Below are 16,556 nucleotides of genomic sequence, written 5' to 3'. Positions count from 1 at the left end.
CCCCGTTCCCGCGCCGCGCCCCCTGCGCCGAGACTGCACGAGCGCGTCGAGACTGCGTTCGCGCGCCGCATCCTCGTCGCCCGGGTGCAGTCTCGCGAATCGGTCTCCCCATCCTGCCCACGCCGCGCGACCCGTCCACACCCGAAGACCGTGTCGGATGCCGCGGCTAGGGTTGACCGGGTGAGTGACGGCGGATGGCAGAACGACCCCTACGCCGATCTCGTGTGGGATCCCGACGACGTTCCGCCGCCGGACGACTTCGACTCGCCGCCTCCGCCTGACCCGCGGTTCGACGACTACGCCGCGTCCGTCGCCCGCGCGACGCGCGCCGAACCGGCACGCCCCCAGCCCGCGCGAACCCAGCCCGCACGCCCCGCCGCACCCCCGGCATCCGTCCTGCGTCTCGAGCGACGCGACCACGTGGGCGATGACCCGGTCAAGGTCCTCACCGAGGTCTTCGGCTACACGGCCTTCCGCGGCGACCAGGGCGACATCGTCTCGCACGTCATCGCCGGCGGCGACGCGGTCGTCCTCATGCCGACCGGCGGCGGCAAGTCGATCACGTACCAGGTGCCCGCGCTCGTCCGCCCCGGCACGGGCCTCGTCGTCAGCCCGCTGATCGCGCTCATGCACGACCAGGTCGACGCGCTCATCGCCAACGGTGTGCGTGCCGCGTTCCTGAACTCGACGCAGACCCCGGCGGAGCGCGCGGGTGTCGAGCAGGCGCTCCTCGACGGCGAACTCGACCTCGTCTACGTCGCACCCGAGCGGCTGTCGGTCCCCGCGACGACCGCGCTCCTGCAGCGCGCGCAGCTCAGCGTCATCGCGATCGACGAGGCCCACTGCGTGTCGCAGTGGGGCCACGACTTCCGCCCCGACTACCTCGCGCTCGGCGACCTGGCCGAGCGGTTCCCCGGCGTTCCGCGCATGGCGCTCACCGCGACGGCGACCCGCGCGACGCACACCGAGCTCACCGAGCGCCTGCACCTGCAGGGCGCACGGCATTTCGTCGCGAGCTTCGACCGCCCTAACATCCAGTACCGCATCGAGCCCAAGGTCGACATGCGTCGCCAGCTCGTGCAGTTCGTGCGCTCACAGCCCGAGGGCGCCGCCGGCATCGTCTACGCGCTCAGCCGCAAGTCGGTCGAGCAGACGGCCGAGTACCTGCGCACGCAGGGCGTCGACGCCCTCGCGTACCACGCGGGATTGGATGCCGCGATGCGCGCCCGGCACCAGTCGAGGTTCCTCCGCGAAGATGGTGTCGTCATGGTCGCCACGATCGCGTTCGGCATGGGCATCGACAAGCCCGACGTCCGTTTCGTCGCCCACATCGACCTGCCGAAGTCCGTCGAGGGCTACTACCAGGAGACCGGCCGCGCTGGCCGCGACGGCGAGCCCGCGGTCGCGTGGATGGCGTACGGTCTCGGCGACGTCGTGCAGCAGCGGCGCCTCATCGACCAGTCGCCCGGCGACCGCACCTACAAGATGCGCATGGGGCAGCACCTCGATGCGATGCTCGCCCTCTGCGAGACGGTCTCGTGCCGGCGACAGAATCTGCTGAACTACTTCGGTCAGTCGTCGGATGCCTGTGGCAACTGCGACACCTGCCTCACCCAACCCGATACGTGGGACGGCCTCATCGCGTCGCAGAAGCTCCTGTCGACGATCGTCCGCCTGCAGCGGGAGCGCAACCAGGCGTTCGGCGCCGGGCACCTCATCGACATCCTCCGCGGCGCCTCGACCGAGCGCATCCGCCAGCAGGGGCACGACAAGCTCTCGACGTACGGGATCGGGAACGATCTGTCCGAGCAGGACTGGCGTTCGGTCGTCCGCCAGCTGCTGGCCCGCGGCATCCTGGTCGCGCAGGGCGAGTACGGCGTGCTGACAGTGGGCGAGACCGGAGCGGCCGTGCTGCGGGGCGAGGAGCCCGTGCCGCTGCGGCGCGATGTCCTCGGCCGCACCGGTGGGGGAGCGACCCGCGCGAAGAAGTCGTCGACGGCCGACTCGTTGCCCGAGGGCGACCGCGACCTGTTCGAGGCGCTCCGGGCGTGGCGGGCCGAGCAGGCCCGCGAGCAGGGCGTCCCCGCGTACATCGTGTTCGGCGACGCGACGCTCCGCGCCCTCGCCGAGCACCGCCCGCGCTCGGTCGCCGACCTCGACGGCATCACCGGCATCGGTGCGAAGAAGCGCGAGGCCTACGGCGAGGCCGTCGTCGCCGTCATCGCCGCGAACGCCTGAGCCGCGGAGCCCCCGGGTCAGCGCCGGCCCCGACGGATCCCCATGTGACGTAACACTCCTACCTCCCGTGACCACGCGGCGTGCGGCCGCGGAGCGGGCGTGCTCGGATGAGGCCTGCACCCGTCCTCATCCGTCCTGGAGTCCTCATGACCCGTCCCTTCCGCGCCGCCCTGGCCGTCACCCTCGGCGCCGCCCTCGTCGCCGCGATAGCCGGCTGCGCCGGCGCCGGCACCACCCCCAGCTCCAACGCTGCCGCGGGCGAACCGCAGACCGGTGGCACCCTGACCTACCTCGAACCGCAGACCTGGAACACGCTGTACCCGGGGTCGGGCGGTTTCTACCCGAACGGCGGTGTCATCAACAACATCACCGACCGCCTGCTCTACCAGGACCCCGAGACCCTCGAGCTGGAGCCGTGGATCGCCGCCGAGCTGCCCGAGGTGAACGCGGATGCCACCGAGTACACGTTCACGCTCCGCGATGACGTCACCTACTCCGACGGCACGCCGCTCGATGCCGAGAACGTCGCGAAGAACTTCGACCTGCTCGGCCTGGGCGACCCCGACCGGAAGTTCACCGTCTCGGAGCAGGTGACCAACTACGAGAGCAGCGAGGTCCTCGACGAGCACACGGTGCGCTTCCACTTCAGCGCCCCCGCACCCGGTTTCGCGCAGGCGACCTCGGCGATCAACGCCGGCCTGCTCTCCGCCGAGACGCTCGACCGCACGAGCGAGGAATTCGGCCCGGGCAACGCGACAGAGATCATCGGCAGCGGCCCCTTCGTCGTCGCGTCCGAGGAGATCGGCACCAGGATCAGCCTGACGGCGCGCGACGACTACGACTGGGCACCCCCCTCTCTCGAGCACCAGGGACGCGCCTACCTCGACGGCATCGACTACGTCGTGGCCGCCGAGGACAGCGTGCGGGTCGGCACCGTCGTTTCGCGCCAGGCGCACATCGCCCGCGGCATCGAAGCGCCCGACGAGGCGCAGTTCTCCGCCGACGGCCTGCACCTGCTCGCCTCGGCGACGAACGGCGTCAACAACGGGCTGAGCTTCCGCCTGCGCGACCCGATCACCTCCGACCTCGCCGTGCGCCAGGCGCTCATCGCCGGCATCGATCGTCAGGCGATCGTCGACACCCTCTTCAGCGACAGCTACCCCCTCGCCACCGGCGCCCTCGCGACCACGGCGCGCGGGTACACCGACACGTCGGAGTTCTACGTGTACGACCCCGACCAGGCGACGAAGCTCCTCGACGACGCGGGCTGGGTGCCCGGTTCCGACGGGATCCGCGAGAAGGACGGCACCCGCCTCTCCCTCACGGTCAACGAGGCGCTGCCGCAGCCGCGCTCCCGCGAGGTGATCACCCTCATCCAGGACCAGCTGAAGGACATCGGCGTCGAGATCACCCTGCTTCCGGGTGACCAGGCGGCGCAGGATGCCGCGCGCGGCGTCCCCGGCGAACTGCAGGTGTACCACTCCATGGTCGGCCGCGCCGATTACGACGTCCTGAAGTCGCAGTACTACTCCGGCAACCGCAACGCGCTGCTGAACGGGTACCCCGACGGGACGGTCGCCGATGAGGAGCTCGACGCGCTGCTGCTGGCGATCGCCTCGAGCCCCACCGAGGAGGGCCGCCAGGAGGCATCCGCCGCGGCCCAGCAGCGCCTCGCGGAGCAGGCCTACATCCTGCCCTTCTTCGAGGAACCGCAGGTCTACGGCTACGTCGACGCCGTCCACGGCTTCGCGACGGAGTCGATCGGCCGCCCGTCGTTCTACAACACCTGGCTCGCCCAGTAAGAGGGACGACCGACCCGGATGCGGGGAGGCGACCCCTCCCCGCATCCACCCCGTTCCGACTCGAGAGGTGACCATGCTCTTCGCCCTGCGACGCGCCGGCGGCGCCCTCCTGGTCCTGCTGCTCGCGTTCACCGCCGCGTACCTGCTGCTCGCGGCCCTCCCGGGCGACGGTGTGCTCGCGCGGTACGGCAGCCCCGAGCTCGGTCTCACACCCGCGCAGCTCGACGAGATCCGGGCCGCCTACGGCGCCGACCGGCCCCTGTTCGAGCGCTACGCCGACACCGTCGCCTCCTTCCTGCGCGGCGACCTCGGCTACTCGGTCCAGAGCGGCGCCGCCGTCGCCGATCTCGTCGCCGTCGCGCTGCCGTCCACCCTGACCCTCGCCGTGCTGGGACTCGCGGTCGCCGTTTTCCTCGCGGTCGTCATCGCGTTCACCGCCACCTACGGCGCGTTCCGGCCGCTGCGCGCGGTCTTCCGCCAGCTGCCGCCGCTGTTCGTCTCGATGCCCGTCTTCTGGATCGGCATCATCCTCATCCAGGTCTTCTCCTTCCAGCTCGGCTGGGTGCCGCTCATCGGTGCCGACCCGGTCGAGGCGCTCATCCTGCCGGTGCTCACCCTCGCCGTACCCATCGCGGCGCCGCTCGCGCAGGTGCTGACCCGCAGCATCGACGAGGTATCCGAGCAGCCGTTCGTCGCGGTCGTGCGCTCGCGCGGCGCGAGCACGTCGTGGCTGCTGTGGCGCAACGTGGCGCGCAACGCCCTCCTCCCCGCCCTCACGATGGCGGGCGTCCTCTTCGGTGAGCTCGTCGGCGGCGCCGTCGTCACCGAGGCGGTCTTCGGCCGCCCGGGCATCGGTCAGCTCACGGCGCAGGCGGTCGCGAACCGCGACACCCCCGTCCTCCTGGCGATCGTCGTCATCTCGTCCGTCGCCTTCGTCGTCATCAACCTCGTCGTCGATCTCCTGTACCCCCTGCTCGATCCGCGTCTGCGCCGCGGCGGACGCCCGCTCGCCGCCTCGCGCAGCCGCGTCGCCGGGGCCGTCCCGACGCCCGTCCCGCTCACCGAAGGGATCGCGCGATGACCCTCACGCTCGCCCGGCCCGGCGCCCGCACGGCGGCCCCGCGCCGCGTGCTCCGCCTCGGCACCGTGGTCCCCGCCCTCGTCCTCCTGATCGCGGTCGCGTGGGCGCTCGCCCCGGGACTGTTCACCGCGGCGAGCCCGACCGAGACGGTGGCGGCGGCGTTGCAGGGCCCGAGCCCCGCCCACTTGTTCGGGACGGATGCCACGGGCCGCGACGTCTTCGCCCGTGTCATCCACGGCGCCTCGCACTCGGTCACGGGCGCCCTCGTCGCCGTCCTCGTCGGACTCGTCGCCGGGACGGCGATCGGGGTCACGGCGGGCGCGGCGGGCGGCGCCGTGGACGAGGTGCTCATGCGGGTCGTCGACGTGCTGCTCGCGATCCCCGCGCTCCTGCTGTCGCTCAGCGTCGTCATCCTCCTCGGGTTCGGCACCACCAACGCGGCGCTCGCGGTCGGGGTCACCTCCGTCGCCGTGTTCGCCCGGCTGGCGCGCGCACAGGTCGTCAGTGTGCGGGTGGCGGACTTCGTCGAAGCGGCATACGGGTCGGGGGGAACCGCGGCATCCGTCCTGTGGCGCCACATCCTGCCGAACTCGCTCACGCCCGTCCTGGCGCTCGCCGCCCTGCAGCTGGGGTCGGCGATCCTGCAGATCTCGACCCTCGGGTTCCTCGGCTACGGGGCGCCCCCGCCCACCCCGGAATGGGGGCTGCTCATCTCCGAGGGGCGCAACTACGTCGCCACCGCGTGGTGGCTCACCGTGCTGCCGGGCCTCGTCGTCGTGGCCGTCGTCCTCGCCACCAACCGTCTCAGTCAGGCCCTCCGGGGAGGGGAACGCCCATGACCGGTGCACTGCTCGGCATCCGCGACCTCGTCGTCCGCTACCGCACCGAACGCGGCGACGTCGACGCCGTCCGCAGCGTCTCGCTCGACGTGGCCCGCGGACAGGTCACCGCGCTCGTGGGCGAGTCCGGCTCGGGCAAGTCGACCGTCGCGCAGGCGGCGATCGGGCTGCTCGCCGGCAACGGACGCATCGACGGCGGGACGATCACGCTCCACGGCGACGAGGGCGACACCGAACTCGTCGGTCTCTCCGACCGCCGCTGGCGCGCCCTCCGCGGCACGCGCGTCGCGCTCGTCCCGCAGGACCCCGGCAACTCGCTCAACCCCGTCGCCACGATCGGCGCGAGCATCGGCGAGGTGCTGCGCATCCACGGCTGGCGGGATGCCGCGAAGATCCGCGCGCGCGTCATCGACCTGCTCGAGCGGGTCGAGATCGACGACCCCGCGACGCGGTACCGCCAGTACCCGCACGAGCTCTCCGGCGGCATGCGCCAGCGGGTGCTCATCGCCGCGGCGCTCGCCCTCGATCCCGAACTGATCATCGCCGACGAGCCGACGAGCGCGCTCGACGTCACCGTCCAGCGCACGGTCCTCGACCTGCTCGACCGGCTGCGCGCCGACACCGGCACCGGGGTGCTCTTCATCACGCACGACCTGGCCGTGGCGGCGGACCGCGCCGACACGATCGTCGTCATGAAGGACGGCGCCGTGCAGGAATCCGGGCCCGCCCGATCCGTCCTCGCGGCGCCGGAGTCCGACTACACGCGTCGCCTGCTGGCTGACGCCCCGTCGCTCGGACACGTCGTCGAGCGCCGGGCCCCGTCATCCGTCTCCGCCGCGCCGCTCGTGACCGTCTCGGGACTGCGGCAGGAGTTCGGCCGCGGCGCCGGGCAGCCGCCGCTCGTCGCCGTCGACGACGTCTCGTTCACGGTCGCGCCGGGGACCACCCACGCGATCGTCGGGGAGTCGGGGTCGGGCAAGACCACGATCGGCCGCGCGCTCGCCGGATTCGGTGCGCCGCAGCGCGGCACGATCACGGTCGACGGCGTCGAGGTGACCGCGCTCCGCCCCGGGCGGCACCGCCGGGGGTACCGCCGCACCGCGCAGCTCGTCTACCAGAACCCGTACGCGTCGCTCGATCCGCGCCAGCGCATCGGCACGATCCTCGAGGAGCCGCTGCGGAACTTCGGCCTGGGCTCCGCCGCCGAGCACCGCAGCCGCGCCGCGCACGCCCTCGCGCAGGTCGCCCTCGCGCCCGAGATCGCCGCGCGCCGGCCCCGGGAACTGTCGGGCGGTCAGCGCCAGCGCGTCGCGATCGCGCGGGCGCTCATCCTCGAGCCGCGGCTGGTCGTCCTCGACGAGGCGGTCTCGGCCCTCGACGTGACGGTGCAGGCGCAGATCCTCCGTCTCCTCGCGAGCCTGCAGGAGGAGCTCGGTCTCACCTACGTCTTCATCTCGCACGACCTCGCCGTCGTCCGGCAGATCTCCGACACCGTCTCGGTCCTCCGCCGCGGCGTCCAGGTCGAGCACGGCACCGTCGACGAGGTCTTCGGCTCGCCGCAGCACGAGTACACCCGGGGGCTGCTCGACGCCGTCCCCGGCTCCGCCCTCCGGAAGGACACCACATGACGACGCCCCGACTGGGCTTCTTCAGCCGCCTGCTCGAGGACGCCCCCGCCGCCGACCGGTACCGGTTCGGGCTGGAGCAGATCCAGCACGCCGAGCAGTCCGGCTTCGCGTCGGCCTGGGTAGCCCAGCACCACTTCGGCGCGCACGAGGGCGGGCTGCCCTCGCCGCTCGTCTTCCTCGCCGCGGCGGCCGAGCGCACGAGTCGCATCGGCCTCGGCACCGCCGTCCTGACCCTCCCCATCGAGGACCCGGTCCGCGCGGCCGAGGACGCCGCCGTGCTCGACGCCCTGAGCGGCGGTCGCCTGCAGCTCGGCGTCGCCTCCGGGGGGACGCCCGGCTCGTTCGCCGCTTTCGGGAAGGGTGCCGCCGACCGCGCCGCCCTGCACGCGGAGCACCTCGACGTGTTCCGGTCGACGCTGCGCGGTGACAGCGTCCGCGGCACGGAGTCGGTCGCCTACCCGCCCGCCGGCGATCTCGCCGACCGTATCTGGCAGGCGACGTTCTCGCCCGCCGGGGGTGCTCGGGCGGGCGCGGCGGGCGATGGCCTCATGCTCTCGCGCACGCAGCCGCGGACGCCCGAGGCGCCCGACGCGACCATCGGCGACATCCAGCAGCCCATCGTCGACGCCTACCTCGACGCGCTGCCCGAGGGGGCGGCGCCCCGCATCCTCGCCTCGCGCACCGCGTTCGTCGTCGACCCCGACCGGCGCGACGAGGCCTTCGCGCTGGCCGAGCGCGGGCTGCGCGCCGTCGCCGCGCAGTTGATCGGTGCGTACGCGGCCGACCTGCCGCTCGCCGAGTTGATCCGGCTCTCCGACACCCACATCGGCACCGTCGACGAGGTCGTCGCCTCGCTCGCCGCCGACCCGATCATCGCGCAGGCGACCGACGTCACCTTCCAGGTCCACTCGGTCGCCGCGACCCACGAGCTCACCCTCCGTTCCATCGAGCTTCTGGGCACGCAGGTGGCCCCCCGGCTCGGCTGGGCGACCGGCCCCGACGCCGCCGACGACATCCGAGACCACCATCGGGCCGCGGCCCGGAAGGAGTACGCATGACCGCCGACATCATCGACCTGCTCGCCGGCATCACGCCCGGCAGTCCGCTCGCCGAGACCCGCGCGCTGCGACCGCAGGCGCGCGCGAACGCGCAGCGCAGTTTCGAGGCGCTCCTCGAGCCCGCGCAGCCGGGGGGTTTCCCGCTCGCCGAGCGCTACGCGATCGCCGCCTTCACCGCGCGGATCCACCGATTCGACGCGGCGACGGCGTTCTACGACGATCTGCTCCGCGAGGAGGATGCCGCCCTCGCCGACGCCATCGCGGACCTCGCCGCCGACGCCGCGCAGCGCGGACCCGTCGGCGCCTACCGCGAGCCCGGACTCGCCGGCGAGAGCACCCCGGCCGTCGCCTGGCACCCGGCATCCGCTGCCGTCGGCGGCCGGCTCGCCGCGGCCCTCGCCCACACGCACCTGCTGGTGTTCCGTCCGCGCGAGGCGTCGCCGCAGGCGCTGCGCGCGCTGACGGATGCCGGGTGGTCCGCCGACGCGATCGTGAGCCTGTCACAGCTCGTCGCCTTCCTCGCATTCCAGCTGCGGCTGGCGTGGGGCCTGCGCGTGCTCGGCGCGTCCGCATCCGCTCACACCACCGCCCACACCCTCGAAGGAGCCGCGCGATGACCGTCGCCGAGTACCCCGACCTCGCCCGCCCCGACCGCTTCACGCAGCTGGGTCTCGGATGGGTGCCCTGGCTCGCGCCCGTCCCCGAGGCGGAGCTCACCGAGCGTCAGCGCGAGGCCCTCGTCGAGCCGGCCCGTACGAAGATGCCCTACTTCCGGCTGCTGGCCCGCGACCCCGACGCCCTCGAGGCGCGGACGCTCACCGACCTCGACATCTTCTTCAACGTCGACGGCGGCATCGGCCGCGCCGAGCGGGAACTCGCGGCGACCGCGGCCAGCCGGGTGAACGGCTGCGTCTTCTGCGCCTCCGTGCACTCGGCCGCCGCCACGCGGGAGTCCGGCCGGCGCGACGACGTCCAGCGGCTGCTCGACGAGGGCACCGACGCCGACCTCGGTGACGAGCGCTGGAACGCCGTCGTCGCGGCATCCGTCTCGCTCACCGCGACACCGCTGAGTTTCGGTCCCGACGACGTCGACCGGCTGCGGGATGCCGGGCTCGACGACGCGTCGATCGTCGACGTCATCGGGGGAGCCGCGTTCTTCAACTGGGCCAACCGCCTCATGCTGTCGCTCGGCGAGCCCGAGGTGCCCGCGGCCCGCTGACCGTCAGGCCCAGGGCTGGCGCGCGACCCGGACGTCGGCGCCCGTCCGAGCCGATTCACCGATCGCGAGACTGAGCAGGTGGTCCTGGCACGCCTCGGCGAGCGGATAGGGCTCGGGGCCGTCGCCCCGGGCCCACCGTCCGGTGCTCTCGAGCAGCGACGCGACGGCGATGTCGTCCTCCGACAGCCGCGTGCCGGCCCACGGGTTGCGGTAGACGATCCGCCCCTCGAAGGAGGCCGACACGACGTCGTTGCCCTCGAGGTTCAGGTCGACGCCCGTGCGGCGGTAGGTGATCGGCGAGACGACCACCTCGGAACCCTCGAACCGCCGCACCGTGTCGCCCTCGAGTTCGCCGTGCGAGCCGCGGAGGATGATCCGTCGCGACAGGATCGGGTTCCACCACTGGTTGTCGACGAAGTCGTAAAGGCCCATGCGGCCGTCGCCGAAGTCGAGCGTCGCGATGGTCGTCGTCCGCGGCTGCGGCGAGACGTCGTCCGACCAGCCTGCGGGCGAGAGCGGGTCGACGAGCGGCGCGGTGAAGGTCCGTGCCGACACCGTGGCCTCGGCCATCCCGGCATCCAGGAACGTCCGGATCATCGAGGTCGCGTGGTACAGGTGGGTCGACGACACCTGCACGCCGCCGATCGTGCCGAGGGCGCCCGAGCGCACGACCTCGAGCCGGGCGGCGTGGCCCGGCATGAGCATGTACTGCTCGGCCACCTGCACGAGGCCGCTCGCGCCGACGTCGTGCCACAGCTTCCGCAGGCCGTCGGCATCGGGTGCGGGCGGCGTCTCGGCGAGCACGCGCACCCCGCGGTCGACGAGGTCCGTGATGACACCGGGCATGGCGTCCCACGACACCGACGCGATCACGACGTCGGGCCGCGCTGCAAGCAGGTCGTCCATCGACCGGTGCACCGGCACGCCCCAGGGGGCGATGCGCGCCGCCGATGCGTCCGACCGGGCGAGCATCCCCGTCACCTGGAGGCGGTCCGGTGCCGCCGCGGCGAGGCGCAGGAAGAACTCCGCCCGCCAGCCCGTGCCGATGATCGCGAATCGTGCCGGCTGCGTCATGAGACCCCTTCGTCGCGGCGTCCCGATGCGGTCGCCCCCGGCATCCTCCAGGCCGCCGCAGGCGGGGTCAACCCTCTCGCGTCGGTGCTCGGCGCCGTGCGCGCCGAGGCTGCCGCGCGTCGCGAGAAGCTCCGTCGGCAGGTCGAGATGGCCGACGAGTTCCTCGACCAGCTTGAACGGATCTGACGGACCTCAGACCGCGGTGACCTCGACGACGACGGCCTGCTGCGGGTTCTGCACCGGCGGTCGCAGACCGACGACGGCGAGTTGACGCCCCGTCAGCACGGTGTCGTGGTGCGCCCATTCGAGCGGGGACTGCGCGGGGGTCTGCACGATCCCGCCGGGGGTGACGATCTCGATCCGGTAGGTGCGGTCGGGGTCGAGTCCCGGGAACCGCACGCGCCCCGCCGGTGAGGAGATGAGGGTCTGGGTCTGGGTGATGGTGAAGAAGGCGGATGCTTGGTCGTCGGCGACGACGCCGCGGACATCGAGCCCGGGGTCGGCGACGTCCGCGTTGACCAGGCGGCCCGTGGCGACGAGGGGGCGCACCCGCTTCGCGAGGGCGACCCACGCGCCGACGGTCGCGGCATCCGTCTCGGTGAGGGTGGTGACGTTGTCGGTGGAGAGCAGTATTTCGGGAGGCAGTATTCGCACCACGGCTTGGTGGGCTCCATGTTGACCAGGTGATGATCGTGTCCGCCGGTTACGCCTGCTCGGGCAATGCTCGGATCGCCCGTTCGATCTGGGACGTGGTTGGTGCCCCAGCGAACCCGTTCTCCGTTGTGTAGACGCGGCACGCAAGTGCCTGTACAGGAGATGTCGGGAATAGGTCGACGCCGTCGGCCAGGAGCGTGGGCGATCCTCCGAACCCGAGGCTTGCCGCTTCGGCCTCGGTGTGGATCGTCACCAGCTCGACGGCGACGCCCCCGAGCCCGAGAGCGTCGAGCGCCGCGCGTGCGTTGGCTTCGGCGATGTCCGTGTTGGGGCAGTCGACGATGTGCAGCAATTCCACTTTCACGAGGCGCTTTCCGTTCTCTCGCTGTTGGTCATCGTGCGAGCGTTCGGCAGGAGGAGGTTCAGGCAGACGAGTCCGACCCCAATCACGACGAAGACGTCGGCGACGTTCCCGACGAAGAGGTCGCCGTAGGCGAGGAAGTCGGTGACGTGGCCGCGGCCGAACGCGGGCGGGTTCATGATTCGGTCGATGAGGTTGCCGACCGCGCCGCCGAGGACCAGCCCCAGCGCGAGGCCCCAGCGGGCACCGCGCAGCCGAATGGCGAAGATGACCACCGCGGCGGAGGCGAGTACGCCGATGAGGGTGATGATCCAGGTGGCCCCGGAGCCGAGCGAGAACGCGGCTCCGGGGTTGTAGACCAGGGACAGGCCGAACAGGTCCCCGACCAGCGGGATCCGTTCCCCCGGGGCCAGCTGTGCCACGGCGAGGGCCTTCGAGGCCTGGTCGAGCACCACAGCGAGCACGGCCACGACCAAGGTGAAGCCAAGGGCTCTCCTCGCCTGCGGCCGTGGGCCCGTACGGTCTTCGCCGACTGTCGCGGCGACGTCCTGCACGGTCACGCGATGGTCTTCCGGGTCCGGGCGGCGCGCAGAGCGTTGAGGATCACGACGACCTCGGCGATCTCGTGCACGAGCACCACGGCGGCGAGGCCGAGGACGCCGAAGAGGGCGAGCGGGAGCAGGGCGCTGATGATCAGCAGCGACAGGATGATGTTCTGGTTGATGATGTGCCGTCCGCGGCGGGCGTGGTCGAACGCGCGCGGCAGCAGCCGCAGGTCGTGGCCGGTGAAGGCCACGTCGGCGGACTCGATCGCGGCATCGGAGCCGGTCGCGCCCATCGCGATGCCGATATCGGCAGCGGCCAGGGCGGGGGCGTCGTTGATGCCGTCGCCGATCATCGCGACCGAGCCCTTCGCACCGAGCTCTGCGATCGCAGCGGCCTTGTCCTCCGGGCGCAGTTCGGCGCGGACGTCCTCGATCCCCGCTTGGGCGGCGAGGGCGCGGGCGGTGCGAGCGTTGTCGCCGGTGAGCATCGTGACCCCGATGCCCTGCGCGGCGAGGGTACGGACGACCTCGGGGACCTCCGGGCGCAGCTCGTCGCGGACGCCGATCGCGGCGACCGGCTCGCCGTCGCGGTGGACGATCACGACCGTCATGCCCTGCTCCTCCAGCCCCGCGACCTGGTCGCCGAGGAATCCGGCGTCGAGCCAACGCGGGCTGCCGACCGTGATCCGCGCGCCGTCGAGCTCGCCTTCGATGCCGTGACCTGCCTGCTCGGTCACGCCCTCGGCTGCAGGGGCCTCAGGCGCTGCAGCGGTGATCGCGGCCGCGAGGGGGTGGGTGCTGTGCTGCTCCAACGACGCCGCCCACGCCAGCGCCTGCGCCTCGGTCACGCCGTCGGCGGTGAGCACCGCGGTGACGGCGGGCTCGTTGCGGGTCAGGGTGCCGGTCTTGTCGACCGCGACGTGCCGGATCACGCCGAACCGCTCGAACACGGCCCCGGACTTGATGATCACGCCGAACTTGCTCGCCGACCCGATGGCGGCCACCACGGTCAGCGGGACCGAGATCGCCAGCGCGCAGGGCGATGCCGCGACCAGCACGACGAGTGCGCGGGTGATCCACAGCTCCGGGTCGCCGAGCAGCGACCCGATGATCGCGACGAGAGCGGCGAGGATCAGCACGCCGGGCACGAGCGGGCGGGCAATGCGGTCGGCGAGACGGGCGCGGTCTCCCTTCTCGGTCTGCGCCTTCTCGACCAGCTCCACGATCGTGGTGAGCGAGTTGTCGGTGCCCGCAGCGGTCGTTTCGACCTCCAGCGCGCCGGCGCTGTTGATCGCACCGGCCGACACCGCATCGCCGGGCTCGACCTCGACGGGGATCGACTCCCCGGTGATCGCCGAGGTGTCCAGGCTGGAGCGGCCAGAACGGACGATCCCGTCGGTTGCGATCCGCTCGCCGGGACGGACCACCATGACCTGGCCGACCGTCAGCTCTCTCGCGGGCACCTGCGCAGAGACGCCGTTCTGCAGCACGGTCGCTGTCTCCGGCACGAGCTTCAGCAGCGCCCTCAGCCCGCCCCGGGCACGGTCCATCGCCTTGTCCTCGAGCGCCTCAGCAATCGAGTACAAGAACACCAGAGCCGCGGCCTCCTCGACGTAGCCGAGGATGACCGCGCCGACCGCGCTGATCGTCATCAGCAGCCCGATGCCGAGCTTGCCCTTGAACAGTTTCCGGATCGCGCCGGGCGTGAACGTCGACGCACCGAGGAGCAGACCGGCCCAGAACAACACCAGCGCCGGGATCTCGAGGCCGGACCATTCAAGGATCAGACCGGCCAGGAAGGCGACGCCGGAGAAGACCGGGACCATGATCCCGCGGTCCCGCCACCAGGGGCGCTCCGCCTCCTCGGCTTCATCGCCTATGACAGTCTCGGGCTCGTCGTGCTCGCAGCCGCACGCCGCGCTCACTCGCCTGCTCCCGTCCCGCAGCAGCCCGGCACGGTGCACGAAGAGTCCACGCAGGGAGCGTGCTCGTCGACAGCAAGCGTCACGTCCACCAGTGCGGTGAGCGCCGCCGCGAGGTGCGGGTCGGCGATCTCGTAGCGCGTCTGCCGCCCCTCAGGCTCGGCGACCACGATGCCGCAGTCGCGCAGACAGGTCAGGTGCTCCGGCCACCCGGAGAACAGTCGCACGTGTCCCCACTCGGACACGGCAGCACCGGCCGAGCCGCCCCGCTCGACGACCACGGCGTCAACGCCGCGTTCGGTCAGGTGGGCGGCTGCAGCCAGGCCCTGCGGACCGGCACCGATGACGACGACAGGAAGCTCAGACATCACATCTCCTCAGATCGAAAAACTTCAATACGAGAACACTCGCTTACCTATCGAAGTTTGTCAATACGTGTCAGACTATCCGCATGAGCCTTCCCGTGACCATCGAGCAGAGCACGTGCTGCGTGCCGCGCATCACCGCATCGATCACCCCCGAGGAGGCCGAGCGTTCCGCTCGGGTGTTCAAGGCCATCGGTGATCCGACCCGCGTGATGCTGCTCTCCCTTATCGCCGGCACCGAAGGCGGCGAGGCCTGCATCTGCGACCTCATCGAGCCGGTCGGATTGTCACAGGGGACGGTCTCGCACCACATGAAGCTCCTCACCGACGCCGGGCTTGTCACCCGCGAACAGCGCGGGAAGTGGGCGTACTTCGCGCTCAACGACGGGGCGCTCGAGGCGGCCGCGGATGCGCTGCGACCTGCCGCGCTGGGCAGTGCGAACTAGTAGTCATCGACGCACGGCTGGGTAGTTCGACCAGATCCCGCCGGCTTTGCTCTTACGCCGGTCCGCCGTGTGGTTGCCGATTCCGATGACGTCGGCAACCACGGCCGAGGGCATCCGCATGCTCAGCAGGTTCATCCGGGTCTCGCGTGACACGCGTGGACGGATCCCGAGTTCCGTGAGGCGCAGCCTGATGTAGGCCGCAGTCATGTGAGCGCCGGGCGAGAGTCCCTCGAACAGCCAGCTCGATTCCCCCGCGGCGTATCCCCGTCGCGGCGCGGCGGAGAGGTGCCGTCTGACGATGTCCCCGACCCGGTCATCGAGCACGACGGGCGTGACCCCGAACCGCACGGTCACCTGCGCCCCGGTGGCGTCTACTCGGTCGCGAGTCATACTGACGGCGCGTCCGAGGATCTGCGCATAGAGGAGCATGAACAGCCCTGCCACGCGCACTTCCAGTTCCACATCTTCTCCGTTGAGCAGAAGGTCGATATCGCGCCACAGCTCCTCCTCGGTCACGTTCGACATCGTGTTCCGTGCAGCCCGGACGTTGGTGGCGAGGTCGCCCGTCAGCCGCGTCTTGGTCGCCCACCGCACGAAGTGCTCCACGGGCTCTCGCGTCTTGACGCGGGCGATGTAGTGATCGAGCGTGCGTTGATCAAGGTCACTGACGGCGAGCCCGCGAGCATCCATCCAGGTCAGGAACCGGACGACCGCGGCCAGTTTCCCGCGCTGGCCGATGAAGGCCTCGTTGGACAGGTCTCGATCGCGGTCTCGATAGCGCCTGTGAAGCTTGGGCAACACGTCCCATCTGTAGAAGCGGCGGAGCTTGTTCCCGGTCGGGCGCTCGAGAGTCGCAGCCACCGCGGCAACGTGCAGCGTGAGCTCGTGCTGCAGCACGTGGATGTTCGGCAGCACCTGGGCTTCGATGAGCAGACGCCGGAAATACCGCGTTGCTGGCCTTTGCTGGAGTTGATCAAGAGACGAGTGATCAACGGGCAGCGCGCCCGTGGCCATGCCGCGCAGGGTCTCTGTGACGTGCGGCCGCCGCAGCCAGCGCACCACCGAACGCGGGTCCATCGGCGCGTTCGCAAGGTACACGCGAAGCCTGGTCAGCTCGATCGGAGCCGATCCCTTGGGTCCGATGAGCTCGTCCAGTCGTGCCTGCAGCCGGCATCGCCCGCAGTGCGTTCCGGTCAGGAACTCCTCACTGCCGCACGTGCGGCACGCGAACCGTGGCGGGTGTCCGGCGCAGATCGCACAGGTGATTACGCCTTCATCGGTGCGAAATGCGAGGACTCGGATGTTCCCGCACAACGGACACTCT

15 protein-coding genes and 2 pseudogenes are annotated in these 16,556 nt (G+C 71.5%); 9 read left to right on the top strand and 8 right to left on the bottom strand.

What is annotated here, in order from left to right; translation table 11 throughout:
• Positions 1-180: 180 nt before the first annotated feature.
• From recQ to AB0P29_RS08030, 8 genes are all read left to right on the top strand, one after another.
• On the top strand, positions 181-2,238 hold the full coding sequence (gene recQ, locus AB0P29_RS08065) for a DNA helicase RecQ (protein ID WP_363379336.1): 2,058 nt from the start codon (positions 181-183) through the stop codon (positions 2,236-2,238).
• 146 nt (positions 2,239-2,384) lie between these two features.
• A complete protein-coding gene (locus AB0P29_RS08060) occupies positions 2,385-4,040 on the top strand; it encodes a TIGR04028 family ABC transporter substrate-binding protein (RefSeq protein WP_363379335.1) in 1,656 nt (551 codons plus the stop codon).
• A 73-nt stretch (positions 4,041-4,113) separates the two neighbouring features.
• Positions 4,114-5,121: an ABC transporter permease gene (locus tag AB0P29_RS08055; RefSeq protein WP_363379451.1), complete on the top strand. Its 1,008-nt coding sequence runs from the start codon at positions 4,114-4,116 to the stop codon at positions 5,119-5,121.
• Positions 5,118-5,960 carry an ABC transporter permease gene (locus AB0P29_RS08050; protein WP_363379334.1) on the top strand — a complete coding sequence of 281 codons (843 nt, stop codon included), beginning with the start codon at positions 5,118-5,120 and terminating at the stop codon, positions 5,958-5,960. The genes AB0P29_RS08055 and AB0P29_RS08050 overlap by 4 nt, the downstream gene beginning before the upstream one ends.
• Positions 5,957-7,588, top strand: a complete 1,632-nt coding sequence (locus tag AB0P29_RS08045; RefSeq protein WP_363379333.1) for an ABC transporter ATP-binding protein — start codon at positions 5,957-5,959, stop codon at positions 7,586-7,588. The genes AB0P29_RS08050 and AB0P29_RS08045 overlap by 4 nt, the downstream gene beginning before the upstream one ends.
• Complete coding sequence (locus AB0P29_RS08040; RefSeq protein WP_363379332.1) at positions 7,585-8,646, top strand: putative FMN-dependent luciferase-like monooxygenase; 1,062 nt, start codon at positions 7,585-7,587, stop codon at positions 8,644-8,646. The genes AB0P29_RS08045 and AB0P29_RS08040 overlap by 4 nt, the downstream gene beginning before the upstream one ends.
• Positions 8,643-9,263, top strand: coding sequence for a CMD domain protein (locus AB0P29_RS08035; RefSeq protein ID WP_363379331.1), 621 nt, complete (start codon positions 8,643-8,645; stop codon positions 9,261-9,263). Before AB0P29_RS08040 ends, AB0P29_RS08035 begins: the two co-directional genes overlap by 4 nt.
• Positions 9,260-9,865: an alkylhydroperoxidase domain protein gene (locus AB0P29_RS08030; RefSeq protein WP_363379330.1), complete on the top strand. Its 606-nt coding sequence runs from the start codon at positions 9,260-9,262 to the stop codon at positions 9,863-9,865. Before AB0P29_RS08035 ends, AB0P29_RS08030 begins: the two co-directional genes overlap by 4 nt.
• A gap of 3 nt (positions 9,866-9,868) precedes the next feature.
• Here the strand turns inward: AB0P29_RS08030 and AB0P29_RS08025 are convergent, their stop codons facing one another.
• The 7 genes and pseudogenes from AB0P29_RS08025 to AB0P29_RS07995 form a co-directional block, all read right to left on the bottom strand.
• The gene (locus AB0P29_RS08025; RefSeq protein WP_363379329.1) at positions 9,869-10,939 is read right to left on the bottom strand and encodes a Gfo/Idh/MocA family oxidoreductase; all 1,071 of its coding nucleotides are present in this window, start codon (positions 10,937-10,939) and stop codon (positions 9,869-9,871) included.
• Between the two features lie 192 nt (positions 10,940-11,131).
• Positions 11,132-11,593 carry a GH36 C-terminal domain-containing protein gene (locus AB0P29_RS08020; protein WP_363379328.1) on the bottom strand — a complete coding sequence of 154 codons (462 nt, stop codon included), beginning with the start codon at positions 11,591-11,593 and terminating at the stop codon, positions 11,132-11,134.
• Between the two features lie 49 nt (positions 11,594-11,642).
• Positions 11,643-11,957 (bottom strand): hypothetical protein, encoded by a 315-nt coding sequence (locus tag AB0P29_RS08015; RefSeq protein WP_016465414.1) that lies wholly within the window; start codon positions 11,955-11,957, stop codon positions 11,643-11,645.
• Positions 11,954-12,508: a signal peptidase II gene (gene lspA, locus AB0P29_RS08010; RefSeq protein WP_036283889.1), complete on the bottom strand. Its 555-nt coding sequence runs from the start codon at positions 12,506-12,508 to the stop codon at positions 11,954-11,956. Before lspA ends, AB0P29_RS08015 begins: the two co-directional genes overlap by 4 nt.
• Before the next feature lie 2 nt (positions 12,509-12,510).
• Positions 12,511-14,424 carry a cation-translocating P-type ATPase gene (locus AB0P29_RS08005; RefSeq protein WP_363379327.1) on the bottom strand — a complete coding sequence of 638 codons (1,914 nt, stop codon included), beginning with the start codon at positions 14,422-14,424 and terminating at the stop codon, positions 12,511-12,513.
• Positions 14,421-14,621: pseudogene (locus AB0P29_RS08000) on the bottom strand (transcriptional regulator); the annotation flags it as partial. The pseudogene AB0P29_RS08000 and the gene AB0P29_RS08005, both read right to left, overlap by 4 nt.
• A pseudogene (locus AB0P29_RS07995) lies at positions 14,622-14,789 on the bottom strand (FAD-dependent oxidoreductase); the annotation flags it as partial.
• Positions 14,790-14,872: 83 nt separating this feature from the next.
• Here AB0P29_RS07995 and AB0P29_RS07990 point away from each other — a divergent pair.
• Positions 14,873-15,232, top strand: coding sequence for a metalloregulator ArsR/SmtB family transcription factor (locus AB0P29_RS07990; RefSeq protein ID WP_061015170.1), 360 nt, complete (start codon positions 14,873-14,875; stop codon positions 15,230-15,232).
• Positions 15,233-15,235: 3 nt separating this feature from the next.
• On the opposite strand, the gene AB0P29_RS07985 is transcribed toward AB0P29_RS07990, so the two are convergent.
• Positions 15,236-16,330 (bottom strand): hypothetical protein, encoded by a 1,095-nt coding sequence (locus AB0P29_RS07985; RefSeq protein WP_157543490.1) that lies wholly within the window; start codon positions 16,328-16,330, stop codon positions 15,236-15,238.
• Positions 16,331-16,556: the final 226 nt, after the last annotated feature.

It is taken from the genome of Microbacterium sp. NPDC080220 (assembly GCF_040686395.1).
GTDB classification, from domain to species: domain Bacteria; phylum Actinomycetota; class Actinomycetes; order Actinomycetales; family Microbacteriaceae; genus Microbacterium; species Microbacterium gawkjiense.
The sequence above is the reverse complement of the archived record's forward strand: the minus strand, read 5'-3'. Positions and strand labels throughout refer to the sequence as shown.